The sequence below is a fragment of the Agriterribacter sp. genome (assembly GCF_035445465.1).
Classification (GTDB): domain Bacteria; phylum Bacteroidota; class Bacteroidia; order Chitinophagales; family Chitinophagaceae; genus Agriterribacter.
Genome location: NZ_DAOMQT010000004.1, coordinates 68,119 through 95,102 on the forward strand (window position 1 = coordinate 68,119; position 26,984 = coordinate 95,102).

The following is a 26,984-nucleotide window of genomic DNA, read 5'->3' on the forward strand; positions in this document are numbered from 1 at the left end:
AATTTTCAAATTACTCTCCCCTTACCCACAAAGCAATGGCGCCGGTGATCATCAGGTTGGCCAGCACAACCGGCAGCAGTATCTTCCATCCGTATTCAATCAACTGGTCATAGCGCGGACGGGGCAGCGAAGCCCGCAGCAATATGAACACGCCGATAAAGAAGAATGTTTTTAGTGCAAACCATGCCAGTGGCGGAAGAAATGCAGGCCCCAGCCATCCCCCGAAAAACAAGGCTACCATCATGGCAGAGATGAGTGTAATACCCAGGTATTCGCCAATAAAAAACATACCGAACTTCATGCCTGAATATTCAGCATGGTAACCTGCGATCAATTCACTTTCGGCCTCAGGAATATCAAACGGCAGGCGATGAGTTTCGGCAATACCGGCAATAAAAAACACGAAGAACCCAACCGGCTGGGTTACAATAAACCACATGTCTTTCTGCGCTTCTACAATAGCGCCCATCTTAAAAGATCCTGTCAGCATCACTACACCCATCAGCGACAAACCCATGAATACTTCATAAGCTATCATTTGCGAAGCGCCGCGCAGGGCGCCTAACAGTGCATACTTATTATTGGATGCCCAGCCGCCCAATACAATGCTGTATACGCCGAGGGAAGACATGGCAAGAAAAAACAGCAAACCGATATTCAAATCGGCCACAACAATACCGGGAGCAAAGGGAATGATCACAAAGCTCAGCAGCACGCTTCCCACAACAATGGCAGGCGCTGTAATAAATATCCATTTATCGGCAAAAGGCGGTATCCAGTCTTCCTTAAAAAACAATTTCAGCGTATCGGCCAGCACAATAAACAGGCCCAGCGGGCCGGCGCGGTTGGGTCCCAGCCTGTCCTGCCACAATGCCAGCAGCCGGCGCTCCACCCAAATTAGCCCGGCGGCAATGTTGAGCAGTACAAATAGTACGCCCAGTACGATCCATATGTGTTGCATAACGCTCATACCATAATTTTAACCCATGCGCCCCATGGTAAAGCTGGTATTCCCCGGTAGCCAACAGGCGCCAGGATAATACCGCTGCATAGTTCATCGTGAATTTTCAGGGGTAAGGTATAATGGAGCTCATTTTTTTCTATAGTAACAGGCGCACCGTTTACCACACCTAAATCTGCGGCATCTTTTGCTGATAAAATGATACATGCCTGCGGAACCAGCTCTTCTATCGCTGTGCTGTAAATGCTCAGCTCACCTGAGCCAAAAAGCTGGTATTGCGGGAGCAGCAGGTACTTATCCTGCCGGGCGGCAAATGCTTCAGGGCTGTCTTTAAAAAAATGAAAGTTTTCCTGTTCTTTTCCCGGAAACAAACATACCTGCTGATCCTGCTCCTGCAGCTCACCGCCTGGTTCTGCCTGGTATTTATTAACCGCCTGGCCGGAGTTCCAGCCGGGCGCCCAGAAATAAGGCGTCATAGATGCGGGCGGTAGTCCGGGATAGCCTTCCATGGTATAGGTAAGCGGGGAATCGTCGTCCTGCAGGGGACGGGGCTCGCTTACCGAAATATTGGCCAGTATTGCCGTACGACCGCTATACCGGTGCGGTTCCCGCGGTACAGGCTGGCCGTTGATACGAAAATTATGGGAGGGTGTTACCTTAGCGATGTTTGTAAACTGGGGCAGGGTGGTTTCCAATGCCGCCAGCCATTCATCCGGGTGATGCTGCAGTCCGTTGGTGATGGTTGCTTTCATGTTTTTAATGTTCCCAAGCCATTTCCAGCTTTCTTTTATACGGTCATTGGCCGGCATATATACCTGGTAAAAATGCTGGGCCCTTCCTTCATTGTTCACCAGCGTGCCGTCTGCTTCGGCAAAAGAAGCGGCAGGTATCAGCACCTGTGCCTGCGCGGTAGTGCGGTTATGCAGCACATCCAGCACAATAAGGTTGCCACAATGCGAGATGAAATCATCGGCCTTGCCTTCCGGCATATACCTGTACAAATCATTTTCCAGTATAACAGCTGTGCAGTTGTTTTCCGTTTTTACTCTTTGCATAGCAGTTTCAAAAGGAGGCGCTTTCATCATGGCAAGTCCCATGCTGTTGCATTCGGGAAACACGTAGGCTATACCCGCTTTTCTTTCAGGCCGGTTTAACGACAGGCTGATATTGAAAGCCGCTTTAATGATCCCTTCATTATAGCAGGAAGTACCGCTGATGACTACCGGACGTTTTGCCTGTTGCAATGCCCCGGCGATATTTTTTGCCGTAGCCGCCTCCCGTTCCGTTAAACCCGGAACAGGAGGGACAGCGGCATTGAGCAGATGTGCAATAGCAAAACCCAGCCGGGCAATATTATCAGGCGCTTCATGCTCCGAAAAAGCAGCAATCGCGTCTATCGGAGAAGCTATAACCGTAATATTTGCGAGAAATCCTTTTTCGTTTTGCACGAACTCCTTTATTGCCGCATCATGCCAGGCAGGTAAGGAGGTTTGCTGCGCGGCTTGTGCCGCCGCCGTTTTCATTACCGCCTGTCGTACCGCAAGCGCCATTACGGGCGCCGTATTCCAGATATCTTCTCCCAGAACCAGCACCGCATCAGCAGCTTCTATTTCCTTTAGTGCAACACTGTTCACTGCGCCTGTTTGCAACAGTTCAACAATACGCCGTTCCAGATATGCCGTATCATCGCTTATGCCCTGATAAAAATTGTCTTTGCCTACCAGTTGCATCAACGCGAAATTACTTTCCATTGAAGCCCGCGGAGATCCTATTCCAATAACGGGAGCACTCGTTACAAGACTTTTCAAATGACCCATTGCTGTTGCTTCATCCACTGCTTCTACCGGGCGGGTTCGGATCAACGGCTCCGTTATCCGGTTCACGCTGTTAACGAATTCATATCCGTAACGGCCCTTGTCGCAAATAAAATAGCCGTTCACATTGCTGTTGTACCTGTTTACAATACACCGCAGTTGCCCGTAACGTTCACCGGCAATAATATTGCATCCTAAGCTGCAGTGCTGGCAAATGGAGGGTGAAGTGGTAAGGTCCCATTTACGGGTATAATGCTTTTTAAGCGTCTTGTCTGTAAATACACCCGTTGGGCATACTTCAGCCAGGTTGCCGCTGAACGGGCTTTGTAATATGCCATCCTGCTCCCTGCCGAAATACACATGGTTATGGGCGCCAAATACATCCAGGTCATCGCCTCCCACATAGTCGCGGTAAAACCGTACGCAGCGGTAACACTGTATGCACCTGTTCATTTCATGATGGATGAGCGGTCCCAGGTATTGATTGGTATAGGTACGTTTTTTAAATTCAAAGCGCCTGTAATCATGCCCGGTCATTACCGTCATGTCCTGCAAATGGCAGTTGCCTCCTTCATCGCAAACGGGGCAGTCGTGCGGATGATTGGTCATCAGCCATTCAATTACCTGTTCCCGGAACGCTTTTGCCGTACTATCGGTAATGGACATGCGCAAGCCATCCTTCACGCTTTCCATGCAGCTCATCACCAAGCGTCCGCTGCTGTCCTGCTCGTCCTTAAATACTTTTACCGCGCACTGCCTGCATGCGCCCACGCTTCCCATGGCCGGGTGCCAGCAGAAATAGGGAAGATCAAAACCAAGGCCGAGGCTGGCTTCAAGCAGGTTTTTCCCTGCTTTTACTTCATATGGCTTGTTATCAATATAAATAGTAGGCATGATGCCTTAGTTTTAATACGGACATTTTTTTTCCCTGATATGCCGGTCAAAATCCTCCCTGTAATATTTGATAGCGCTTTGCAGCGGTTCCATAGCGCCGGGCGCCAGGGCACAAAACGTGTTGCCCGGCCCAAGCAGTTGCGTATGCATTTGCAGCAGCTCCATATCATCTTCCTTTCCTTCTCCATTTTCAATGGATAATAATATTTTTTCCACCCAGGGCAATCCTTCCCTGCAGGGGGTACACCAGCCGCAGCTTTCCTGCGCAAAAAAATGCTGCAGGTTATGAACAAATCCAACAGGGCAGGTTGCGTCATCCATTACTACCATGGTGCCTGTACCCAGGCGGCTGCCCGCTGCCGCTACCGATTTAAAGTCCATTTTAATATCTAAGTGTTGCTCCGTTAAAAAATCGGTGGAAGCGCCTCCGGGCAATACGCCTTTTAACCGGTACCCCTTTTTCATTCCTCCCGCATGTTCTTCAATGAGCTCGCGCATTGTTACACCCATAGGCAATTCCCATGCACCGGGGTTATTTACCTTACCGCTAACACCATATATTTTTGTGCCGCCATCTTCACTGTAGCTTAGGTTTTGAAACCATGCCGCACCTTTATTTATTATATGCGGAATGCAGCAAAGGGTTTCTACATTATTAACAATAGTGGGTTTCCCAAATAAGCCGCTCACCTGCGGAAAAGGCGGTTTGGCGCGCGGGGTAGCTCTTTTACCTTCCAGTGCGTTCAGTAAAGCGGTTTCCTCACCACACATATACCTTCCAGCGCCGGTATGGAGGTACATATCAATACTAAAGCCCGAGTTCATAATATTATTACCCAACCAGCCCGCATGGTACGCTTCCTGAATGGAGCGCTCTATTACCTGCGCGGCTTTTTTGTAGGCCCATCGCAAAAAAACGTAAGATATATTTGCCTGGATGGCATAAGCGGCAATGATCATCCCTTCAATTAACTGGTGCGGGTTACCTTCCAGCAATAAGCGGTCTTTGAAAGTTCCCGGCTCCATTTCATCGGCATTGGCGACCAAATATTTTGGAGAGGGGGCATCTTCACCCATGGGAACAAAGCTCCATTTCATACCTGTATTAAACCCTGCTCCGCCACGGCCTTTCAGCCTGCTTTCCTGTACCAGTTGCTGCACTTCCTTCGGCGTCATGTTTTTTAATACCTGCTGCAAAGCGGTGTAGCCACCGGTGGTAGTATATTCTTTAAGACTGAGCGGTTGCCGTCCGGCATGGATATTTTGAGTAAGCGGACGTTCCATTGAATAAAATTTTGATCAGTTATATTCCGATAATATGCTGTCTAATGCTTCAATGCTAATATCTTTATACAGGTTTCCGTTAATCATTAACGCCGGCGCATGATCACAGCAACCCAGGCATGCATTGGGCAGCAGGGTAAAGCGATGATCAGCGGTTGTTTCTCCAAATTTTATTTTTAGCTTCTGCTGTAATGCTTCATATATATTTTTATATCCCATCACGTAGCAGGAAATACTGTCGCATAGCAGGATAACATGCCGCCCCACCGGCTTACGGAAGATGAGATTATAAAAGGTGGCTACACTGTCTACTTCGGCAGGGCTCATTTCAAGGCATTCCGCAATGTCACGTACGCTTTCATCATTGATCCAGCCGCGCCGCTGCTGCACGATCTTCAATGCCTCAATTACCGCCGCTTGTTTATAGGGCAGCTTTGCCGCTTCATGATCAATGTCCTGTATTTCTTCGTTCGAAAGCATATTTTATTAGTCAATGGTTAAGGTTTAAATCTTTCAGTATCTCCATTTTCAAATTGACACATTCGTCTTCAACGGTCTATATCCGCCAGCACAAAATCAACACTTCCCAGTATCGAAAGCAGGTCGGCAACCGTATAGCCCTTACTGATATAGGGTACCATCTGCATATGCGGAAATGACGGGGTTCTGATCCTCACCCGGTAAGCCGCCGTACTTCCATCGCTGGTTAAATAATAGCTATTGGCTCCCTTGGTGGCTTCAATACAACTCATGGCTTCTCCGGCTGGAATTACGGGTCCCCAGCTCACATTCAAAAAATGGGTGATCAGGGTTTCAATATCCTGCATCGTATGTTTCTTCACCGGCGGTGTGGTAAGCGGATGATCTGCTTTATAACCGCCTTCCGGCATATTGTTCATGCATTGTTCTATTATGCGCAGGCTTTGCCGCATTTCCTCTACCCGCACAACCGACCGGTCATAACAATCACCATTATGCGCAACAGGAATATCAAAATCAAACAGCTCATAGCCCGAGTAAGGCCGCTTTTTCCTGAAGTCCCACTCAAAGCCGCAGGCTCTCAGCCCTGCGCCTGTTACCCCCCATTCTATGGCTTCTTCCAGCGTATATACGCCAATGCCTTTAGTGCGTGCCCTGAAGATGCTGTTGCGCATCACCATATTATTGTATTCTTTTAATTGTTTGGGGAAATGATCAACAAAGGATTGCACTAACTGCTGCCACCCTTTGGGAAGGTCTTGCGATACTCCGCCAATGCGGAACCAGTTAGGGTGCATCCGGCCGCCGCAGATCGCTTCAATGATGTCGAAAATTTTTTCACGGTCGGTGAACATGTAAAATACCGGCGATAGCTGCCCCACATCCTGCGCAAAAGTGCCAAACCATACCAGGTGGCTGGCGATACGGAATAGCTCGCACAGCATTACCCTTATCACTTTCACCCGGTCGGGCACTTCAATGCCTGCCAGCTTTTCAACCGCCAGCAGGTATGCCAGGTTATTCATCACGCCACCGAGGTAGTCTACCCGGTCTGTATAAGGAATATAGGTATGCCAGCTCTGCCTTTCGCCCATTTTTTCGGCGCCGCGGTGGTGGAAGCCAATTTCCGGAACGGCGTCAACAATATCTTCCCCGTCTAACTGCAATACAATGCGCAGCACGCCATGCGTGCCCGGATGCTGGGGCCCTATATTCAGGAACATGAAGTCGGCATCGTCGCTTTCGCGCTGCATGCCCCATTCTTCGGGCTTAAACCGCAATGCTTCCTGCTCAATGTCCTGCTTTTCATCCCACAACTGGTAGGGCCCCATTTCGGTTGCCCTTGCCGGGTGCTCTTTACGCAGCGGATATCCCTTCCAGGTATGGGGCATAAGAATGCGTTGCAGGTGGGGATGACCTTCGAAGCGGATGCCAAACATATCATATACTTCCCTTTCGTACCAGTTGGCATTTTTATATACAGAAGTTACGGATGGGAGGGAGGGATATGCGCCCAGCAATGCCACTTTAATCCGGATAAAATGATTTTTGCTGTATGAAAACAAGTGATAAACAACCGTAAAATCTGAAGGCGGGGCAGTTGTTTTTTTTGTTCTGTTGCGTTCATCTATGCCACAGAGATCATACAGAAAGGAGAAAGACTGGTGCGGATCTGATTTGAGGTATTGTATTACGGGTACGATCTTTTCCTTAGCCACCCAAACTGTGGGTATTTCATCAGCAGTGACTTGCTGCTGAAGCACATCCGCATTGAAATGATCCTGCAGATGCTGTAGTATGCTATTGGCAAACCGCATGCAGTTTGTGGTTTTATTCCTGTTGTACAATAATTCCTGCTACACTTCATCAATGCCCCTGAATTGTATGGTATTCATTCTTTCTTCTCTTTTCCGATCTTTCATTGAAGTAAGCTGCGGTTTAACAACACCCTGCTCTCCTATTACCCAGCTTAACGGCCGTTTCTCTTTTCCTACTGCATCGGCAAGTAATAACAATCCCTGCATAAAAGCATCCGGCCGGGGCGGACAGCCCGGCACATATACATCAACCGGTAAAAATTTATCTACCCCCTGCACCACGCTGTATATATCATACATCCCCCCGCTATTAGCGCAACTGCCCATTGAAATCACCCATCGCGGTTCCATCATTTGCTCATGCAGGCGTTTAATGATGGGAACCATTTTTATAAATACTGTTCCTGCAATCACCATAACGTCAGCTTCACGTGGTGTGCCCCGGATCACTTCCGCACCAAAACGGGCCACATCGTATTTGCTGGTTATGCTGGTTGCCATTTCTACAAAACAGCAACTCAATCCAAAATGAAAAGGCCACATTGAATTTTTGCGGCCCCATGCTACCAGGTCCTGCAATGAGGTAAGCATAATGCTTTTGCTCACGGCTTCTTCCATCGTTCCCGAACCGGAAATATTACCTGTTGTATCGCCTGCTTTGCTTACCCACCATTTCATTGGTTGCTGTTTAATTTCCTGTATTGCATTGCCTTTAACAATTTCTTTCCGTTGATACCAATATCCAGCGCTCCTGTTCCCCATTCGTAAATCAATACCACTACCAGTTGCGCTATAAATATGGAAGCACCGATGTAGCCGGGCCAGCCCAGTTCGTAAAACCCCACGGCCCATAACATAATAAATACCGCTTCAATATCAAAGATCACGAAGAGCATGGCTACCAGGTAAAATTGCGCTGAGAAGCGAAGCCGGGCAGATCCCGTTTGCTCAATACCTCCTTCATAGGGCTTATCCGTTTCCCTGTCTTTATGATGTTGGCCTAATATATAGGACAACGTAAGTATTAAGCCCAGCAAAAGGATTACTATTCCCGCATACAGGAATAAAGGCCATAACGGTATATTATATAGCGTATGCTCCGGCATAATATATTATTAGTCACATGTGAAGAGTGCTATAAGGCCCGGATTTGCCGCGTTAGGGGAAGGATATGAACGTATCTCCGGATTTTACGCTGCTTGCTTCCCGCCATCCTGCTTTTTGGGGGAAGAGATTACCGATACCATTTAAAATGCAGCGAAAATTTGGGTTCGTTCCTTTATATACTTAACTGTCTTAACTTGAAATATAATGCTCAAGATTTTCAATAATAAAATCCTTTTGATTGATGATATAATTCACCAGGTCGCCAATAGATACCAGGCCAATTAACTTACCATGCTCAAGCACAGGCAAATGGCGGATGAACTTTTGGGTCATCAGCTTCATACAATCATTGATCTCTGTTTCAGGAGTAACATATATGGGACTTTCGGTCATAATGTCCCGAACCAGGGTTTCTTTGGAAGAACGTCCCTTTAGAATAACTTTACGGGAGTAATCGCGCTCTGTAAATATACCATGAAGTTTTCCGTCATCTTCCACCACAACCAGCGAGCCGAGGTTCTTCTCTTCTAATAGCTCCAGCGCTTCATACACAGAAGTATCCGGACACACGGTATACACCAGATTTCCTTTTAGCTGCAGGATATGTTTAACAGTATCCATCACATAAAAGTTGAACGATTCAGGTTTGTACTGTTAAATTAAATCTTTTAATTAAAAGATGCAAGCATTTTTGATTTGAAATTTATGATTCCCTGCGGTTGAGCAAGCAGGGAGATAGATTTAGAGATGCCATCACATCAAACCTGGTTTACCGCAATGCATACTATTTGCATTAGTGATACAAAGAAATGGCAAAGGATTATTAGGAAATAGGCTCCCATTTGTCTGCAGGTGTAAAATAAATGAGAACCCGCTTCATTTTAAATAACTCAATTATAGTATGCATAAACAAACCAGAGTTAAGGAAATGAAGGAAGAAGAAAGGCTAACAGGCGGGATTATCAGATACGGTTATTCCGGATAGTCCGCGCGGCTGGAATGGGCGAACATTAAAATAACAATATTTAAGCGTTAAAACGATGCTGCTCCACGGATTTGTTGTACCTTTGCACACGCAAAAAAATAGCCATCTGGCTTTAGGTGTCTCATACAGCCTCACTGGGCGTTGCTGATTTCTAAAGGCTGAGTTAAAGAATTTAAAAAATGCAGATAAGAAACATAGCCATCATCGCCCACGTTGACCACGGTAAAACCACATTGGTTGACAAAATCCTACATCAAACGAATGTATTCCGCTCCAACCAGGAAAGCGGTGAACTGATCATGGATAATAACGACCTGGAAAGAGAAAGAGGCATCACTATTTTTAGTAAGAATGCTTCTGTTATTTATAAAGGCGTAAAAATTAACGTAATAGATACGCCCGGTCACTCCGATTTTGGAGGGGAGGTAGAAAGGGTATTGAAAATGGCCGATGGTGTGCTGTTGCTGGTGGATGCTTTTGAAGGCCCCATGCCGCAAACCCGTTTTGTGCTGCAGAAAGCCCTGCAACTGAACCTGAAGCCCATGGTGATTATTAATAAGGTAGATAAGGCAAACTGCCGCCCTGATGAAGTGCATGACGCCGTATTTGAACTGTTTTTTAACTTAGATGCCACTGAAGAGCAATTAGATTTCCCTACTTTTTACGGGTCGGGGAAAAACGGGTGGTTCAACGATTCCTTAACGCCTTCCGAAGACATTACGCCTTTATTAGATGGCATTTTACAATATGTGCCCGAACCTAAAGTAAACGAGGGACCCTTGCAGATGCAGATCACTTCATTGGATTATTCCTCCTTTTTAGGTCGCATAGCCGTGGGTAAGGTAACTCGTGGCAGCATTAAGGAAGGCCAGCCTTTTGCACTGGTACAGGCAGACGGCTCCATCAAAAAGTCGAGAGTAAAAGAGCTCTATGTTTTTGAATCGCTGGGTAAAAAGAAAGTTACAGAAGTAATAGCCGGCGATATTTGCGCAGTGGTAGGACTGGAAGACTTTAATATCGGCGACACGATAGCGGATGCGGAAGTTCCGGAAGCATTACCGGTGATCAGCGTGGATGAGCCTACCATGAACATGCTTTTCAGCATCAACAATTCTCCCTTCTTTGGTAAAGATGGAAAATTTGTAACCAGCAGGCACCTGCGCGACAGGCTGATCAAGGAAACGGAAAAAAACCTGGCGCTTAAAGTTTTAGATAATGATAACGGCGACAGCTTTATGGTATACGGCCGCGGGATACTGCACTTAGGTATATTAATAGAAACCATGCGCCGGGAAGGCTATGAATTAACAGTAGGACAGCCGCAGGTAATTGTAAAAGTGATTGATGGGAAAAAATGTGAGCCTTATGAAATTTTAGTGGTGGATGTACCTGAAGCATTTGCCAGTAAGGCCATTGACCTGGTATCACGCCGTAAGGGTGAAATGCTGGTAATGGAAACAAAGGGCAATATGCAGCACCTGGAGTTTGAAATCCCTTCACGCGGACTGATAGGACTGCGTACACAACTATTAACGGCAACCACAGGTGAAGCTGTAATGGCGCACCGCTTCAACGAATACAAGCCATGGAAAGGCCCTATTCCGGGAAGGAATAACGGTGTATTGTTGTCGAAGAACCAGGATAAAACCACCGGCTATTCTATTGATAAATTACAGGATCGCGGAACCTTTTTCGTAGATCCGGGAGAAGACGTGTATGCCGGGCAAATTATTGCGGAACATATTAAACCGGGCGATTTGGTAGTGAATGCCACAGAAGGTAAAAAGCTCACCAACCACCGTGCCAGCGGCAGCGATGACGCTACCCGCATAGCGCCTAAAACCATCATGTCGCTGGAAGAATGCATGGAATACATCCAGCACGACGAATGTATTGAGGTTACGCCCAATCATATCCGCATGCGCAAAGTGATATTGGATGAAGAGGAACGTAAAAAGCAATCCAAAAAGCTGAGCGTGCAGGAAGCGTAAAAGCGGGGAACATTTTTTTGAAAGGCTGGTTCGGGAGGATCGGCCTTTTTTCGTGTAGCTGTATTTTTCGGGACGGAGTGCCGGGAGAATATAACGGATACGAAGTTTGAAACTTCGTGTAGCGGCCATCGTTAAACCCTGTTTTTTATTTTTACCGTATCATGAATACCTTTACAGGATATGCAGCTTATCATTTTTAAAGACTACAATGCCTTATCACAACAGGCGGCAGACGAAATTATTGCAGTGGTAAAACGTAAGCCGGATGCTGTATTGTGCCTGGCTTCGGGAAGCACGCCATTGCTTACCTGCGAACTGCTTGTGCAAAAAGCAAAAGCAGAAGATATTGATTTTTCATCCTGCACTTTCATCGGGTTAGATGAATGGGTGGGCATCCCTCCCGGTAATGAAGGAAGCTGCGCCTTTTTTTTCAGGAAGCATGTGTTAAAGCACCTGAATTTTTCGCCTTCGCGTATTCATTTGTTTAACGCCTTATCTGAAAACCTGCTCCGGGAATGCGCCGCAATGGATAGGGTGATCTTTGAAAATGGCGGTATAGACCTGATGCTTGTGGGCGTTGGAATGAACGGGCATATTGGTTTTAATGAACCGGGTATTTCTTTTGACCTGTATTCGCATATAGCCCGCTTGGATGAAACCACTACTGAGATTGGACAAAAATATTTTAAAGAAGCCACCAGGCTCCATCAGGGTATTACACTTGGATTAAAACATCTTATGGAAAGTAAAAAAGTATTGCTCCTTGCAAATGGAAATAAAAAGGCCGGGATCATGCAAAAAGCCCTCGAAGATGAGATCACCAATGCGTTACCGGCAAGCATTATACGGCAGCACACAAATAGTATGGTAATGCTTGATGAAGAAGCGGCGGCTATGCTCGTGTAGCCTGTTCATACAGTAGCAGCAGGGGCCGGACGTAGTTAACATGAGTTTGGTCAAATATTGGAAGAGGTTATAACAACTTGCTGATCATCACTTTTAAACACGCAAAACGCACGTGAGTTATTTTTGCAGCTTCCCTTTCTTAAAAGCCTGCAATTCCCTTGCATCGGATATGGCCCGCACCAGGTAAATAAGGATGAAAATTTTGATGATAATGCTGCCACCAAGGTAGGTGGGTTTAAGCGCTGCTGTAATAATAGAAATAATAATAAACAAAACCAGCGCAGACAAAATAGAGGGATAGGGATTTCTTTTTGCTAAAAATGCGAGTATAATAAAAAGAGCCACTTCAATTGCGGTAACAACAGTAACCGCCCATGAAAAATTTTTACCGGCTAATATAGAAATGATCTCACCTGCAATAAGCAGGCATAAAGTATCTAAAATAGTATTCCTGGTTTTATTTTCATCCATTTTCCAGCGTGGCACAGATTGTCCGGGGAGGGGAACCTGCCTGCCGGCAGGCAGGGGAGGGTTGTTGCGCTTTCCCATTCATTTTTAAAACAAAATAACGTAAAAACGCAATACTCCCAAAAGAAAGCCCAATTGTTTTAACACAATTATTTACAAATAGGCGGTTATTTATATATCCTTCTTACGGGATGGAATGGTTTCTTACTTTGTTATGAATTGTTTTATCCTTCCTTATTGTAAGGGGATATCACGTTTTAGCATGCCATTTCTGTTTGCCATATCCCATGCAGTAAAAAATATCAGTTGCGCTCTTTTTTGCATCAGGTGGTAATTGATCTTGTCCGGAGTATCGGAAGGTTTATGATAATCGGGATGCAGTCCGCTGAAGTAAAAGATAACAGGCACCCCTTTTTTGGCAAAATTATAGTGATCACTGCGATAATATATCCTTTCGGGATCTTTCGGATCATTGTATTTATAATCCAGTTCCAGTTTGCTGTATTTTTTATTAACGGCCTCGCTGATGGGTTTCAGGTCCGAACTGAGCTTATCATCACCCACTATATAAATATAATTGGCAGAATTTCCGTGCTTGCGGCTGGGATCTATACGCCCGATCATGTCAATATTTAAATTCACGGTGGTTTTTTCCAGCGGCAGGGCCGGGTTCGATGAATAATAATCGGAGCCCCATAAACCCTTTTCCTCACCACTTACCGTCATAAACAAAATGCTTCTCCGGGGGCCTTTGCCTGCCGCTTTTGCTTTTTTAAAGGCCTTTGCCAGCTCCAGTATGGTTACGGTACCCGAGCCATCATCATCGGCGCCATACCATATGGTGTCATCTCTTTTTCCCAGGTGGTCATAGTGGGCAGTTAGTACCACGTATTCGTCTTTTAAATCGCTTCCTTCCAAAATACCCAGCACATTACTGCTTTGCATGGTAATGGTTGCTTTATTAAAGCTGAGCGCTATATTGGCTGCATACGCCTGTGGCTTACTACCCGTTTTTTGAGCTGCATAGCCCGGGCCTATCATTTTCTGCGCAAGGGTTTCGCTGATGTAAAAGGTATTGATACGTTGTGTTTCCCGGTACCGGTTTACATACATATTGCCTTTTACCGCTGTGGGGGTAATATGCTTATTAATAACCAAAAGCGCCGCAGCGCCGTTTTTCATGGCAGCCATTTGTTGGGTAAACCCGCTAAATCCTCTTCGGCTACCTGCCGGAACAGCGCTTGCTACCTCTTCAGACCACACCATCACTAATTTCCCTTTTACATCTATTCCCTCGTAATCATCGTGTGTTGAATCGCTTAGGCCATATCCTGCAAAAACAACTTCTGAAAAACGGAAACTTGCGGGATTGTTATCTGCAAGGTTAACCGAGAAATCCCGGCCGGCTATAAATCCCGTGTCATTTATGGATAAAGCAAGGTCTAGTAACGAATCGGCATATACCGGAAAATACATCTCGTAGCTATTATTATTATTCCCGGGCGCCAGTTCCAGCAATTTGAATTCCTTTTCAATATAGGCCGCGGCTTTTCGCTGTCCTTCTGTAGCTGTTTCCCGGCCTTCCATTCCGGCTCCTGCAATAATGTATAAATGCCTTTGCATATCTTCAACGGTAATGTCTTTTGCAAAAGGTTTGGGATTAGCATACCGCTGAGCCTGGCCTGCCAGGGCGGATAAAATAAAAAACAGCAAAAACAATTTTTTCATACTACGGTCTTTTGAAATAAATATGCCCAAACATAATGGAAAATTACATTTGGGTATATGTTTGTTATGATAAATGGTAAAGTAAATATAATTACATGCAGGCTATTTTGCCTACTCTCATGGCATGGCGTCCGCCTTCAAATTCCGTTTGGATGAACTTCCATATCATTTCGAGGGCAAGCTCAACAGATACAAAACGGCAGGGTATACAAATGATGTTGGCATCGTTATGCAGCCGCGCCAGCTTTGCTATGGTTGCGCTCCAGCAAATAGCTGCACGTATATGCTGATGTTTATTGGCAGTGATAGCCACACCATTGCCGCTACCGCATAAAAGGATGCCGAATGCAGCTTCTCCCTTTTCAACAGCATTAGCTACCGGGTGGGCAAAATCAGGATAATCAACCGAATCTTTGGAATGTGTTCCGAAGTCCTGCAACTGAAAACCTTCCGCTTTCAGTTGAGCAATAACTTCTTCTTTGTATACAAACCCGGCGTGATCGCAACCAATAGCAATAGGTTGAAAAAGATTAAAGGACGACCGGAGCATACTCATATATTACCAGGTTTGTCTGTGAAGATATTATACGTTACAAAAATAAGCAAAGCAGCGCATAAACCTTACACTATATCCTGCTCAAATTCTCATACGGCGGAATTGTTATAATTTCGGATTCTATGCAGGAGGATATACATTTCATGCAGCAGGCATTGAAGGAAGCCAAAAGGGCCTTTGAGGAAGAAGAGATACCTGTAGGCGCCATTGTAGTAATGAACAATACCATTATTGGACGTGGGTATAACCAGGTTGAAAAGCTAAATGACCCTACGGCTCATGCAGAAATGATCGCCCTTACTTCTGCGTTCAATTATCTGGGCAGCAAATACTTACCGGAAGCCAGCATTTATATTACGGTGGAGCCCTGCCTGATGTGTGCAGGCGCATTATACTGGAGTAAGATCGGCAAAATTATTTTTGGCGCTATTGATGAAAAAAACGGCAGCATCAGCCGCCCCCCTTTCAGCAACCAGCCGCAATTGTCGCCCTTTCATCCTAAAACCATCGTGGTAAAAGGCGTTTTGCAGGAAGAATGCGCACAGTTGATGAAACTTTTTTTTAAAAGCAGGAGGTAGGGAGGAAATGTGGAAACGTGAAAATGTGGAAGTGTGGAAATGGAGCGGCGTGAGAGAAATGTGAAGCCGGAAATTAGGAGGGCTGTCTCAAAAAGGCCGGTATAGAAGATATGCCACTAAGACACAAAAACACAAAGTCCTGACCTTCCCGTTTTATTTTCTTCGTGTTTTCGTGACTTCGTGGCAAAATATTACTTTTCAGACATCCCCGGCCCCCGGTCTACAACAGCACTCACGTATTTCGAAAAACTTTACCAACTGCTAAAACGAACGCCTACTGCGTAAGGGTGCTGATTTACGCCATACTGGTGTAAAGGAGTAATAGCGTAGGAACCGTAGAGGCGCACCGGCCCCAGCCCCAGCTCAGCAATATAGGCAAGCTTCCATCTTTCGAGGTTAAAGTCGCCTGCAAACTTTTCTTTGCCAAAGTCGTCGCTCTTTTGCTTATTTCTTGCGCCATACAAATAGCTGGCGCTTATGCCCGCGCTCACATTTATGCCGCCATTTTTGTGCTGGGGGTTAGGGTTAATGTTAAGCATGAGCGGAACGGTTACATAATCAAAAGCCAGCTTATTTCTTTTGAAAGAAACGTCCTGTCTTTCCACATAAGGATCGGGTCCCTCAATGTAGCGAATGTCGGATTTGTAATAATATTTATACAGCTCTATCCCTGCGCCATACTTAAGGTTTACTACCTGTTTGTACAGGCTCATGCGCTGCATAAAAAGCCAAAGGTTAAAATTGAAGGATCCTGTCTTTACTGCAAAATCGCTTTTAGCAGCCGGCTTTGCAAGGGTAGTGCCATGTACAAAATTCTGCGCTTCAGTTGAGCTGTAATTGGTTTTATCGTTGTGATTAGCGAAACCCAGATCAACAATGAACCAGTTGGTAGACACTTTGTTTTTCCAGCGGCTCCTGTTTACAGGCCTGTGTTTTTGATAGGTGTCTTCCGTTTTATTTTCTTTACCGTCTTTAATAATAATGATGGAGCCTACCCTTAAGGTATCGGGCGAAGGTTTTTCCTGTAGCGTTGTGTCTGTTTGCGCCATTCCTGTAAGGCATAGCAATACGCCGCCCATCATCAGATGTACTTTTTTCATTGTTCCTGATTTAAAATTAATGCATTGTTTATTTCCTGGTAATCTCAAAGCTGGCAACCCGCACAATAGCTTGTTTATCGTCTATATCGGGGTTGGTAACGTGGTTAACAAGGCGGGATGCCCTTCTTAACAAACCACGAAACTTTCCTTTTGATTTTTTTTCTGTATCGTTTGTATCCCAATAAGCGATGCCCTCCTCACGCTTTGTTATCGCTTCATGCTGCACGTCATTGTCTTTTCCGTGGAAGGCGGCCTGGTCAAGAATAAGTGGTTTTACTTCTTCCGGAACGGGTGTGCTGTTATGAACCACCCCGTTTGTTTCAGGAACCGGCGGAACATGGGCAACTAATTTCGTGGTTTTGTCAAACAAAGCAGGTGCCTGGTCAACGGTTGAGGCTATTTTACTTTCCCCGTTATCCGCTATGTTGTTTGCCGGCAAAACAGGTGCAGTGGTTATGCTGTGTGCAGGCGCTTTTAGCGTACTGCGTGCCGCGACCGGGCTTTCAGCGGTTGCTTCAGCTTTGTTTATAATAGCTGGTTGTTCAATGGTTGTTTCTTTTATTGTTATAGGAGGTGCTGGTGTTGCTTTACTTTGCCGGGCTTCCGGTTCTGCCGGTTGCGGTGTTTTAGCTGCCAGCGGCTGTTCCACTGCCTGTTGTGGAGTGATGTTACCCGCATTCATCCACAACCAGCCTCCTATGGCTATAATGGAAGCGGCTGCCACCATACGCCGCCACTGGAAAGTAATTACACGCGCCGTTGTTTTTTCTGTTCTGTATAATGAAGCTTTACCGGGAAATACAATGCTATGATCGGGTTGTATTTTTACCCGCTGCAGGAGGAGGAGTTCCGCCTGTTTCTGCGGATGTTTTTCTATAAACCCTTCCACCGTTTTTCGATCCTCCGCATTCAGTTCACCATCCGCATACAGCACAAAATATTCTTCATAGTTCCCTGTATGAATAAAAGAAGTCTCTTCAGCTGTTTTATATAAGTTTTCCTTATGCAGGAAAGGAAAGGTTTCATTAGCGGAAAGGCGGGTTTGCAGCAGGGCATTCAACTCTTCCTTCAGGTCGGCATGGAGGTCAACAAAGGCTTCCACTGCTTTTTGTTCCGCTGCATCCAGTTCATTATCTGTATACAGCAAAAAGAACATTTCATAATTATCCCTGTTAATTTCCATGTTTGATTTTTTTACTTACCACTTTTCATATACCACTTATTATATCACATTTTCCATCTTAACTAAGTATTCCTTTAGCTGCACTCTTGCACGGTGCAGATATACCTTTACCTGGCTTTCGTTCAACCCGGTTATTCGTCCAATTTCTTCATACGAATAACCTTCATAATCTTTCAGCATCACTAATGAACGCTGGGTTTCATTCAGTCTTTCCATGGCCTGCTCCAGTATTTTCCTAACACTGTGCTTTGGTTGTGTAATGCCCGCGTCTTCCCTGAACTCCTCTTTCAGACTTATCCGCTTTCCTTTCCGGATATGGTCAATCATTTGATTATAGGCCACGGTAAACAGGTACGATTTACTTTTTTCGTACCGTACCTCTTCCCGGTTGCGCCACATTTTTTCAAAAGCGGTTTGTACCACATCCCGGGCATCTTCTTCATGCCTGAGATTTTTGAGAATAAACCTATACACATTATCTGCGTAGCAGCTAACACATTCGTTATACTCTTTTTCGGTCATACAGTCAGTTAAATCTCTTAAAATTACCTCCCTAATGTGTGATTTAAAATGTTATACGGTTAAGCGGCGTAAAAGTTACATTAAAGTAAAAATTAAATGATATAGGTTTGCGGGCATCACTGAATTCCTTAACTTAACTGGCATGAACAATCAGCATGATCTTATACTGGTAAATGATAAAGACGAAGCGTTGGGCACCATGGAAAAGATGGAGGCCCACCGTAAGGCACTTTTACACAGAGCCTTCAGTGTGTTTATTTTTAATAATAAGGGTGAAATGCTGTTGCAGCAGAGGGCTTTGGGCAAATACCACAGCCCGGGCTTATGGACCAACGCCTGCTGCAGCCATCCCCGGCCCGGAGAAACCACGCTGGCGGCCGCGCAGAGGCGGTTAAAGGAAGAGCTTGGCTTTGTGGTTCCGCTGCAAAAGGCGTTTGACTTTATTTATACTGCAAATTTTGACAATGGCCTCACTGAAAATGAATTTGACCATGTGTTCACCGGTATTTATGAAGGAGCTATTTTGCCGGACCCCACAGAGGTAAAATCTTTTTGCTATAAGTCTTTAGCTATCATCCGCCAGGAATTGAAGCATACGCCTGAGCAGTATACCGCCTGGTTTGCCATCGCTTTCCCGATGATGGAGAAGCAGGGTATCGGCGGCCGGGTTTCAGGTGTATAAGTCATTTTTGATGCGATGCGGGCTGTTTTTGATATAAACCCCTATTAACCCGGAACGGACTGCTACACAAGCATTTTCTTCATCACTTCCGTTAATTCTCCTTTGGTAATGGGTACGCCCATAATTTTATTATAGCCTTTGGCATCAACAAGGTATTTATCGCGGAGGATTTTGATAAGCTGGCCATTGTTGATCTCCGGGATAAGCACCTGGTCAAAACTTTGGATGATATCTCCAAGGTTTTTGGGGAAAGGTCTTAAATAACGGATATGTGCGTGGGAAACCTCATAACCCTGAACCTGTAATTCGGCAACAGCACTTTTTATAACCCCGTAAGTAGATCCCCAGCCCAGCACGAGCAGCTTTCCTTTGTCCGGGCCGCTGTCTAATTGCTGTTCAGGAATATCATCGGCTATCTTTTCCACCTTTTCTTCCCTGATCTTTACCATTAGCTGATGATTTTCAGGGTCGTAGCTCACATTTCCCGTAATGTTTTGCTTTTCAATACCGCCAATACGATGCTCCAGCGCAGGTGTGCCGGGCACTACCCAGGGGCGGACCAGCTTTTCATCGCGCAGGTAGGGGTGAAATTTTTCTTCCCCATGCCCCAGCTCCTTTTTGAAGTGAACGGGTACTTCCGGTAAATCGGCGCTTTGGGGGAAACGCCAGGGTTCGGCGCCGTTGGCAATATACCCATCGCTTAAAAAAATGATGGGGGTCATGTGCTGCACCGAGATCCGGCAGGCCTCGTATACCGCGTCAAAACAATCGTGTGGCGAAGAAGCGGCAACCACCGGCATCGGGCATTCCCCGTTTCTTCCATAATAGGCCTGCAATAAGTCGCTTTGCTCTGTTTTGGTAGGTAAGCCTGTAGAAGGTCCTCCCCGCTGAACATCTATAATAACCAGCGGTATCTCCAGCATAACAGCCAGCCCCATTGCTTCGGTTTTTAAAGCCATGCCGGGACCGGAGGTTGTAGTAACGCCCAGGCTCCCCCCGTACGCAGCGCCAATGGCGGCTGAAATACCTGCAATTTCATCTTCTGCCTGGAACGTACGGATGCCAAAGGTTTTATGCCGGCTCAGCTCGTGTAAAATATCCGATGCCGGCGTAATAGGATAAGAGCCAAGGAATATAGGCAACCCGCTTTTTTGAGAAAAGGCGATCAGTCCGTAAGCCAGCGCCTGGTTGCCCATAACAGAGCGGTAGGTGCCGCTTTGCATGCGGGCTTTCACTACCGTGTACGTTGTACCAAAAGCTTCCGTAGTGTCGCCGTAATGATAACCTGCCTTAAGCGCTCTTATATTGCTTTCTAATATTTCAGGTTTTTTACCGAATTTTTCTTCTATGAACTGAATGGTATTATCCATGCTGCGGTTATACATCCAGTATAAAAAGCCCAGCACGAACATGTTTTTCGCCCTGTCTTTTTCCTTGGTGCCCATGGTAATATCCTTCAGCGCCTCGCGGGTCATTTTAGTAACGTCCATTTTAATTACCTCATAACTGCCAAGACTGTCATCTTCCAGCGGGTTAATACCTTCGGGATAATTGGCCAGCCTGAGATTTTTTACATCAAACCCGTCGGTATTGGCAATGATCCTCCCTCCTTTTTTCAGGGCTTTCAGGTTTACTTTCAGCGCTGCGGCATTCATCGCCACCAGCACGTCGCATTCATCGCCGGGGGTATACACCATATCGCTGGAAAAACGCAACTGGTAGCCGCTAACGCCCGGTAGGGTGCCCTGGGGCGCCCGTATTTCAGCAGGGAAGTCGGGGAAAGTGGCCAAATCTATACCCAAAAGGGCGGTATTATTAGTAAACTGACTTCCGGTAAGCTGCATTCCATCGCCGCTGTCGCCTGCAAACTTGATCACTACTTCCTGTAATACTTCTGTCTTCGTAGCCATTATGCTCTGTTTAAATGAAACTTTGCAAAGTTAGTTCAACCGGCCTTTGTACAGGCAAAAATTTAAGTCATGGCATTGTCTGATTATGGGGATTGCAGATAAGATTTTGCGGCCTCCTCTAAAATTTCTTAATTCGTTGCCTCAATCAAATATTATAGTGCTTTCTGTAATCATCGTTAACTACAATGTAAAATACTTCCTTGAGCAATGCCTCTTCTCCGTTTATAAGGCGGGGCAACATATTGCCATGGAAGTAATAGTGGTTGACAATTTTTCTTCAGATGGCAGCCGCGCATATCTTGAGCCGGCTTTCCCGGAAGCTACCTTTTACTGGAATAAAGAAAACCTGGGTTTCGCCAAAGCCTGTAACCTTGGGTTAAAGCATGCTAAAGGGGAATATATTCTTTTTTTAAACCCCGATACCATTGTGGGTGAGGATTGTTTTGAAAGATGCATTGACTTTTTAAGATCACATACTCAATCCGGTGCGCTGGGTGTGCGGATGATTGATGAATCGGGCAGCTTCTTAAAAGAAAGTAAAAGAGCATTCCCTTCCCCCGCAGCCTCCTTTTTTAAGCTCAGCGGATTGGCAGGATTATTTCCCCGTTCGGGGTTCTTTGCAAAATATTATCTTGGCAACCTGGATGAATTTCAGACACATGAAGCCGATGTGATTGCCGGCGCTTTTATGATGATCAAAAAAAACATATTGGATATTACCGGCGGTTTTGATGAAGCATTCTTTATGTATGGTGAGGATATTGACCTGAGCTACCGTATTCAAAAGCAGGGGTATAAAAATTATTATTATCCCGGGGTAACCATCCTTCATTTTAAGGGAAAAAGCACACCTCAGAAAAACATACGCTATGTGCGTATGTTTTACGGCGCCATGCGTGTTTTCGTTAACAAACATTATGGAAAGCGAAAGGCGGGCGTATATAACTTTTGTATACAAACAGCCATATGGCTAAGGGGGGCTATAGCCCATTTGCTGTACCTGGTACAAAATAATGTAAATGCCATTAAAAAGCGAAACCTGGAAAGCGCATTGGAAGTACTTATTATAGGTGAAGAGGAAAGGTATAACCAGGTTTTAACAGTGATGAACGATACCAATAGCAGGAAAACCAGGCGAATTGGTATTTTACCGGGAGAGCAAAATGTTACGAAGAACCTCAGCACCATAAAGGACATATTAAAGCGTCATCATATCAGGAATATTGTTGTTTGCGAAGGAGAACAATCTTTTGCGGAAATTATAAAGCTAACCGGGTTGCTGGACAGCAGAGGAGTAAGGATAGGAATACATGCTGCCGGGAGTAAAGGCATTACCGGGGGGTTACATGCGGGGAATGATTTGTGACAGGCGGTTTACAAAAGCTATGGGAATTTAGGCGTATACAAACTAGTGTCATACATTTGCCTGTTAACAACATATCATTAACCCATCTATATTCAATGGGGCTTCTTGAAATACCGATTCCTAAAACAATTGCAAGAACATTAAAATTGCATCCCGGTCCGCAGCGGCGGCAACAGGGTCGTGTGCTAAAAAAATTATTAAAAAAGGCAAGATATACGGAGTTTGGGCAAACCTATCATTTTGATGAAATACTGCTGCACAAACATCCCGAAAAAATCTTTCAGCGGCTTGTTCCCATTTTTGATTATGACAGCATATATGCACAATGGTGGCATCGTACATTAGACGGCATTCCGGACGTATGCTGGCCGGGAAAGATTGAATATTTTGCCCTCAGCTCAGGCACTTCCGGATCTGCCAGTAAATATATACCCATTACGAATGATCTTATGCGGGGCAACCGTATTGTAATGATCAAGCAAATGCTTACCCTGCGCAATTACGAAAATATTCCTGTTAAATCTATCAGCAAAGGCTGGCTGATGCTGGGGGGAAGCACTGACCTGCAAAAAGGACCCGGCTACTATTCCGGCGACCTGAGCGGCATTACCGCCAAAAAAGTGCCTTTCTGGTTCAGCCCATTCTATAAGCCAGGCAAGAAAATTGCCCGTACAAAAGACTGGAACACCAAGTTAGACGAGATTGTAGAACAGGCGCCACACTGGGATATTGGGTTTGTTGTAGGCGTACCCGCCTGGATACAAATGTGTATGGAGATGGTTATAGAAAAATACCAGCTCAATAATATACATGAGATATGGCCTAACCTTGCTTTTTATGTGCACGGCGGCGTAGCGTTCAACCCATATAAAAAAGGATTCGAAAAGTTATTGGGCAAACCCCTCACTTATATAGAAACCTACCTGGCTTCGGAAGGTTTTATTGCTTACCAGGACAGGCAGAACGGGAAAGGGATGAAGCTGAGCACCAATGAGCATATCTTTCTTGAATTTGTGCCTTTTAACAGCCGGAATTTTGACCCTGAAGGAAATATTATTAACAGTGCGCAAACCCTTTTGCTGGATGAAGCGGAGGAAGGAACGGATTATGCTATTTTACTAAGCACTTCCGCAGGAGCATGGAGATACCTTATAGGAGACACGGTGCGGTTTACAGATAAAAAAAGATCCGAGATCGTAATTACCGGAAGAACGAAGCATTTCCTGAGTCTTGTAGGAGAGCACCTGAGTGTTGATAATATGAATAAAGCCATTCAACTGGCGGGTCAGCAACTGAATATTTCCATTCCCGAATTTACAGTAGCAGGCATTCCCTATGAATCTTTTTTCGCCCATCACTGGTATGTAGCATGCGATGATACCGTAGATGCGGAAAGCCTGCGCCTGGCGATAGACAATAACCTGAAGGAGCTGAATGATGATTATGCGGTAGAAAGAAAAAGTGCGTTAAAAGCGGTTTTGCTTACAGTATTGTCGGAAAAAAACTTCATGGAATTTATGGAAAGCAAAGGTAAGCTTGGAGGGCAACATAAATTCCCAAGGGTTATGAAAGGCAAAATGCTGGAAGAGTGGCAGCAGTTCATTGCTTCGGTAACCATATAAAATCACTTACCGGCACAGGGTTAACGGATTTTTACATGAGCAGTTAATCATGGTTTCTTACATTTATGTTTCCAAATTGATGAATTTAAACGGTAAACCATGATTGAGGCCCTTTTGAAAGGATTGGCGCTGGGGTTAGTTTTAGCCTTGTCTGTTGGCCCGGTTATCTTTACCATAATAAAGCAGAGTATTTATAATGGCCACGAAGGCGGCTTTAGTTTTGTTGCGGGTGTATGGATAAGCGATATAATCCTGGTAGTGTTATGCAATGCCTTTACCGAACTGGTGAAAGAATTGCTGGAATATAAAAAGCTGATTGGCTATACCGGCAGCTCTTTTTTGCTGGCTATGGGCGTCTATTATCTCTTTTTCAAAAAAACAAGGATAAGGGTAAACGGCGGCGGGCTGGAGATTAAATTAGGCAGGGGCGACCATACCCAGATTTTTTTTTCCGGGTTCCTGATCAATACCCTTAACCCCAGTGTTATTATTTTTTGGCTGGTAAATGCAACGGCATTTGCAGTAAGCCACACCCTTCAGCAGCGGATCATCATCTTTACAATCTGTATCGTTTTTAATATGCTGGCAGACGCGGCAAAAGTACTGCTGGCGGGGAGTTTGCGTAAGAAGCTAACCGTTCATAATATTTCAGTGATCACTAAAATTTCAGGAGGTATTTTAATTGCCTTTGCCTTTGCCTTAATATATGGGATCATTTTTTGGAGTGATAAAGTACAGTGAAGGGTGTTGCAGGGTATAGGGTACAGGTTGCAGGGTACAGGGAAAGGCAGGGTTAAGGTGCCTGTTCTAATCTAACCTGAGTTTTGGATGTTTTTGCACAGGAACATTGATTTCATAGGCATGTACTATGTGGCTCGTTTGTTGTATTCAATACACAGGCACAATAGGGCATAGGAAAACATGATGGGGGTATATTAAAAACGATGTGTACCTATTGTTTCTATGTTTTCTCACTGGCCCTGGGCCAGGCTGTACGCTTTCTTATCACCCCACATATTCAGCAGCTCGGAAGAGCATATTTTAAAGTTACCGCTCAGGCTTACATAAAGCCCGAGTACATCCTGCTGGGTAAGCGGTTCTTCATCAAGGCTTTCGAACCGCACATTGTATAAGTTTACCAGGTTCGTGTATACCGAACCGGTAGGCCACACCTGCGTGCCGCGGTTACTGATGTTTACTAATTTAAATTTAACCCCGGCATGCCGCTGGCATTTGTTAGCAATAACCATGGGCTGCTCATCACTTTCTATGAACATATCAACACCCACAATATTTTCATCACCGGTTTCTTTTGACACCATCATGGCATTTTGCTGCAGCTTAAAAGGAACAGGCGTACCAGGCTTGTTGGCTATAACGAGCTTTGCGTTAAATTCCGGTTTTTTACCAAGATTGCTTATGATGGCATTGGCAAATTCTGTTGTATTTACAGCAGGTGTGGATTTATCACCGAAATCACCGGTATGCACACCACTTTCCAAAGTATACAGCAGCGCATTTTCTATTAACCCCGCATTCTCTGTTAAACCCAGGTGCAGCAGCATAGATACGCCACTTAATATTAAAGCGGTAGGATTGGCTATATTTTTTCCTGCAATATCCGGTGCGGTACCATGCACTGCTTCAAAAATAGAAATATGATCGCCTATATTGGCGGAAGGCGCAAAGCCTAACCCTCCTACCAGTCCTGCGCACAGATCCGATACAATATCGCCCTGTAAATTAGTGAGCACCACCACGTCAAAAGCATCGGGCCGGGTTACTAACTTCATGCAAAGATCATCTACAATAATATCATCCGCTTTCAGTTCGGGGTATGCTTTAGCTACCTCATAAAAACATTCCAAAAACAAGCCATCCGTTATTTTCATAATGTTGGCTTTATGGCCGCAGCTCACACGCCTGGCCTTTTTTAGCTTAGCCATTTCAAAGGCATACCGGATCACCTGTTCACTTCCGGGGCGGGTAATAAAGCGGCGGCTCAAAGCCACATCATGCGTAAGCATGTGTTCAATACCACCGTAAGTATCTTCAATATTTTCTCTTACCACCGTAATATCAATGGGTATTCCCGCTTTTGAAAAAACGGTATCTACGCCGTGCAGGGTTTGAAACACTCTTTTGTTCGCAAAAGTATTCCAGGTTTTGCGGGCAGTTACATTGATGCTTTTTACCCCTTTGCCCTTGGGTGTTTCCATTGGGCCTTTAAACAGCAGCCCGAGGCTTTCTATGGTGAGCCTGGCTTCCGGCGTCATTCCATTTGAAAAACCCTTATCAAAAACCCATTTTCCCATATCTACAAACTCATATTCAAGCGGCACTTTATTGGCTTCAAATATGCTTAAAGCGGCATCCATTATCTCAGGTCCTATTCCATCACCTTTGGCTACGGCAATTTTCATGATTACAAGAATTTAATATTAATATATATGAATTAAAAGGCACATCAGATTTTGCGGTAAAGGTAAACCGGATTTGGTTGCGTATATAAAATTCTCATTAATTCCGCAGGCTGTCATTGTTTTTTGCTACTTTTAAGCCAAACTATGGTAAGGCAATGGCATCAAAAGTAACGGAAGGGGTAACAGTAACGGTTGAAACATTCTACCAGCCGGATTACAGTAATCCCGTAAGCGGTGAGTTCATGTTTGCTTACCGCATTACCTTACAGAACAATAATGCATTTCCTGTAAAGTTGCTGCGGCGGCACTGGTATATATTCGACAGCAATGGCACCCAGCGGGAAGTAGAGGGGGAAGGTGTGGTAGGCGTTCAGCCCCAGATTAACCCCGGCGAACAATACCAGTATGTAAGTGGCTGTAACCTGCGTACGGAAATGGGTAAAATGTACGGAACCTACGTAATGGAAAATATTGCGTCTAAAAAGCAATTTGATGTTAAGATCCCCGTATTTGATATGATCGTTCCGTTTAAGATGAATTAGCATCTTTTTCACTATAAAAGCCGTACCTTTGCCCATCCGCCTGTAAAATCAATAGTTATTGAGCA

At 45.2% G+C, this 26,984-nt stretch carries 24 protein-coding genes; 8 read left to right on the forward strand and 16 right to left on the reverse strand.

Annotation, left to right across the window (positions count from 1 at the left end; translation table 11 throughout):
• Positions 1 to 10 precede the first annotated feature (10 nt).
• The 8 genes from nuoH to PLE34_RS03470 all read right to left on the reverse strand — a co-directional run bounded on the left by nuoH (position 11) and on the right by PLE34_RS03470 (position 8,978).
• Positions 11 to 970 (reverse strand): NADH-quinone oxidoreductase subunit NuoH, encoded by a 960-nt coding sequence (nuoH, locus tag PLE34_RS03435; RefSeq protein WP_324554242.1) that lies wholly within the window; start codon positions 968 to 970, stop codon positions 11 to 13.
• A complete protein-coding gene (gene nuoG, locus PLE34_RS03440; RefSeq protein ID WP_324554244.1) occupies positions 967 to 3,669 on the reverse strand; it encodes an NADH-quinone oxidoreductase subunit NuoG in 2,703 nt (900 codons plus the stop codon). The genes nuoH and nuoG overlap by 4 nt, the downstream gene beginning before the upstream one ends.
• A gap of 12 nt (positions 3,670 to 3,681) precedes the next feature.
• A complete protein-coding gene (gene nuoF / locus PLE34_RS03445; protein ID WP_324554246.1) occupies positions 3,682 to 4,953 on the reverse strand; it encodes an NADH-quinone oxidoreductase subunit NuoF in 1,272 nt (423 codons plus the stop codon).
• Between the two features lie 15 nt (positions 4,954 to 4,968).
• Complete coding sequence (gene nuoE, locus PLE34_RS03450; protein ID WP_324554248.1) at positions 4,969 to 5,433, reverse strand: NADH-quinone oxidoreductase subunit NuoE; 465 nt, start codon at positions 5,431 to 5,433, stop codon at positions 4,969 to 4,971.
• Between the two features lie 68 nt (positions 5,434 to 5,501).
• Positions 5,502 to 7,250: an NADH-quinone oxidoreductase subunit C/D gene (gene nuoC, locus PLE34_RS03455; protein WP_324554250.1), complete on the reverse strand. Its 1,749-nt coding sequence runs from the start codon at positions 7,248 to 7,250 to the stop codon at positions 5,502 to 5,504.
• A 39-nt stretch (positions 7,251 to 7,289) separates the two neighbouring features.
• Positions 7,290 to 7,928, reverse strand: a complete 639-nt coding sequence (nuoB, locus tag PLE34_RS03460; RefSeq protein ID WP_324554252.1) for an NADH-quinone oxidoreductase subunit NuoB — start codon at positions 7,926 to 7,928, stop codon at positions 7,290 to 7,292.
• Positions 7,925 to 8,356: an NADH-quinone oxidoreductase subunit A gene (locus tag PLE34_RS03465; RefSeq protein WP_324554253.1), complete on the reverse strand. Its 432-nt coding sequence runs from the start codon at positions 8,354 to 8,356 to the stop codon at positions 7,925 to 7,927. The genes nuoB and PLE34_RS03465 overlap by 4 nt, the downstream gene beginning before the upstream one ends.
• A gap of 190 nt (positions 8,357 to 8,546) precedes the next feature.
• Positions 8,547 to 8,978, reverse strand: a complete 432-nt coding sequence (locus tag PLE34_RS03470) for a CBS domain-containing protein (RefSeq protein WP_324554255.1) — start codon at positions 8,976 to 8,978, stop codon at positions 8,547 to 8,549.
• 543 nt (positions 8,979 to 9,521) lie between these two features.
• Here PLE34_RS03470 and typA point away from each other — a divergent pair.
• Together typA and PLE34_RS03480 are read left to right on the forward strand one after the other, a co-directional pair.
• Positions 9,522 to 11,333 carry a translational GTPase TypA gene (gene typA, locus PLE34_RS03475; protein ID WP_324554257.1) on the forward strand — a complete coding sequence of 604 codons (1,812 nt, stop codon included), beginning with the start codon at positions 9,522 to 9,524 and terminating at the stop codon, positions 11,331 to 11,333.
• A gap of 180 nt (positions 11,334 to 11,513) precedes the next feature.
• On the forward strand, positions 11,514 to 12,239 hold the full coding sequence (locus tag PLE34_RS03480) for a 6-phosphogluconolactonase (protein WP_324554259.1): 726 nt from the start codon (positions 11,514 to 11,516) through the stop codon (positions 12,237 to 12,239).
• 117 nt (positions 12,240 to 12,356) lie between these two features.
• Here the strand turns inward: PLE34_RS03480 and PLE34_RS03485 are convergent, their stop codons facing one another.
• From PLE34_RS03485 to rpiB, 3 genes are all read right to left on the reverse strand, one after another.
• Positions 12,357 to 12,788 carry a hypothetical protein gene (locus PLE34_RS03485; RefSeq protein WP_324554261.1) on the reverse strand — a complete coding sequence of 144 codons (432 nt, stop codon included), beginning with the start codon at positions 12,786 to 12,788 and terminating at the stop codon, positions 12,357 to 12,359.
• 153 nt (positions 12,789 to 12,941) lie between these two features.
• Positions 12,942 to 14,435 carry a M28 family peptidase gene (locus PLE34_RS03490; protein ID WP_324554263.1) on the reverse strand — a complete coding sequence of 498 codons (1,494 nt, stop codon included), beginning with the start codon at positions 14,433 to 14,435 and terminating at the stop codon, positions 12,942 to 12,944.
• Between the two features lie 91 nt (positions 14,436 to 14,526).
• On the reverse strand, positions 14,527 to 14,991 hold the full coding sequence (gene rpiB / locus PLE34_RS03495) for a ribose 5-phosphate isomerase B (RefSeq protein WP_324554265.1): 465 nt from the start codon (positions 14,989 to 14,991) through the stop codon (positions 14,527 to 14,529).
• A 122-nt stretch (positions 14,992 to 15,113) separates the two neighbouring features.
• On the opposite strand from rpiB, the gene PLE34_RS03500 reads away from it, so the two are divergent.
• Positions 15,114 to 15,569, forward strand: coding sequence for a nucleoside deaminase (locus tag PLE34_RS03500; RefSeq protein ID WP_324554267.1), 456 nt, complete (start codon positions 15,114 to 15,116; stop codon positions 15,567 to 15,569).
• A gap of 251 nt (positions 15,570 to 15,820) precedes the next feature.
• Here PLE34_RS03500 and PLE34_RS03505 read toward each other — a convergent pair whose 3' ends face one another.
• Genes PLE34_RS03505 through PLE34_RS03515 form a run of 3 tightly spaced genes read right to left on the reverse strand, consistent with a single transcriptional unit; the run spans position 15,821 to position 18,374 of the window.
• Positions 15,821 to 16,669, reverse strand: a complete 849-nt coding sequence (locus tag PLE34_RS03505) for an outer membrane beta-barrel protein (protein WP_324554269.1) — start codon at positions 16,667 to 16,669, stop codon at positions 15,821 to 15,823.
• 28 nt (positions 16,670 to 16,697) lie between these two features.
• Positions 16,698 to 17,852: an anti-sigma factor gene (locus PLE34_RS03510; RefSeq protein ID WP_324554271.1), complete on the reverse strand. Its 1,155-nt coding sequence runs from the start codon at positions 17,850 to 17,852 to the stop codon at positions 16,698 to 16,700.
• Positions 17,853 to 17,891: 39 nt separating this feature from the next.
• The gene (locus PLE34_RS03515) at positions 17,892 to 18,374 is read right to left on the reverse strand and encodes an RNA polymerase sigma factor (protein WP_324554273.1); all 483 of its coding nucleotides are present in this window, start codon (positions 18,372 to 18,374) and stop codon (positions 17,892 to 17,894) included.
• Positions 18,375 to 18,516: 142 nt separating this feature from the next.
• Between PLE34_RS03515 and idi the strand changes: the two genes are divergently transcribed.
• Positions 18,517 to 19,056: an isopentenyl-diphosphate Delta-isomerase gene (idi, locus tag PLE34_RS03520; protein ID WP_324554275.1), complete on the forward strand. Its 540-nt coding sequence runs from the start codon at positions 18,517 to 18,519 to the stop codon at positions 19,054 to 19,056.
• Positions 19,057 to 19,118: 62 nt separating this feature from the next.
• On the opposite strand, the gene PLE34_RS03525 is transcribed toward idi, so the two are convergent.
• The gene (locus PLE34_RS03525) at positions 19,119 to 20,966 is read right to left on the reverse strand and encodes a 2-oxoacid:acceptor oxidoreductase subunit alpha (protein WP_324554277.1); all 1,848 of its coding nucleotides are present in this window, start codon (positions 20,964 to 20,966) and stop codon (positions 19,119 to 19,121) included.
• Positions 20,967 to 21,102: 136 nt separating this feature from the next.
• On the opposite strand from PLE34_RS03525, the gene PLE34_RS03530 reads away from it, so the two are divergent.
• The 3 genes from PLE34_RS03530 to PLE34_RS03540 all read left to right on the forward strand — a co-directional run bounded on the left by PLE34_RS03530 (position 21,103) and on the right by PLE34_RS03540 (position 24,695).
• Complete coding sequence (locus tag PLE34_RS03530) at positions 21,103 to 22,332, forward strand: glycosyltransferase family 2 protein (RefSeq protein ID WP_324554279.1); 1,230 nt, start codon at positions 21,103 to 21,105, stop codon at positions 22,330 to 22,332.
• A gap of 95 nt (positions 22,333 to 22,427) precedes the next feature.
• A complete protein-coding gene (locus PLE34_RS03535; protein WP_324554281.1) occupies positions 22,428 to 23,954 on the forward strand; it encodes a GH3 family acyl-acid amido synthetase in 1,527 nt (508 codons plus the stop codon).
• Positions 23,955 to 24,053: 99 nt separating this feature from the next.
• Positions 24,054 to 24,695 carry a LysE family translocator gene (locus PLE34_RS03540; protein ID WP_324554283.1) on the forward strand — a complete coding sequence of 214 codons (642 nt, stop codon included), beginning with the start codon at positions 24,054 to 24,056 and terminating at the stop codon, positions 24,693 to 24,695.
• A gap of 230 nt (positions 24,696 to 24,925) precedes the next feature.
• On the opposite strand, the gene PLE34_RS03545 is transcribed toward PLE34_RS03540, so the two are convergent.
• Complete coding sequence (locus PLE34_RS03545) at positions 24,926 to 26,377, reverse strand: isocitrate/isopropylmalate family dehydrogenase (protein ID WP_324554285.1); 1,452 nt, start codon at positions 26,375 to 26,377, stop codon at positions 24,926 to 24,928.
• 155 nt (positions 26,378 to 26,532) lie between these two features.
• On the opposite strand from PLE34_RS03545, the gene apaG reads away from it, so the two are divergent.
• Positions 26,533 to 26,919 carry a Co2+/Mg2+ efflux facilitator ApaG/CorD gene (apaG, locus tag PLE34_RS03550; protein ID WP_152268276.1) on the forward strand — a complete coding sequence of 129 codons (387 nt, stop codon included), beginning with the start codon at positions 26,533 to 26,535 and terminating at the stop codon, positions 26,917 to 26,919.
• Positions 26,920 to 26,984 lie beyond the last annotated feature (65 nt).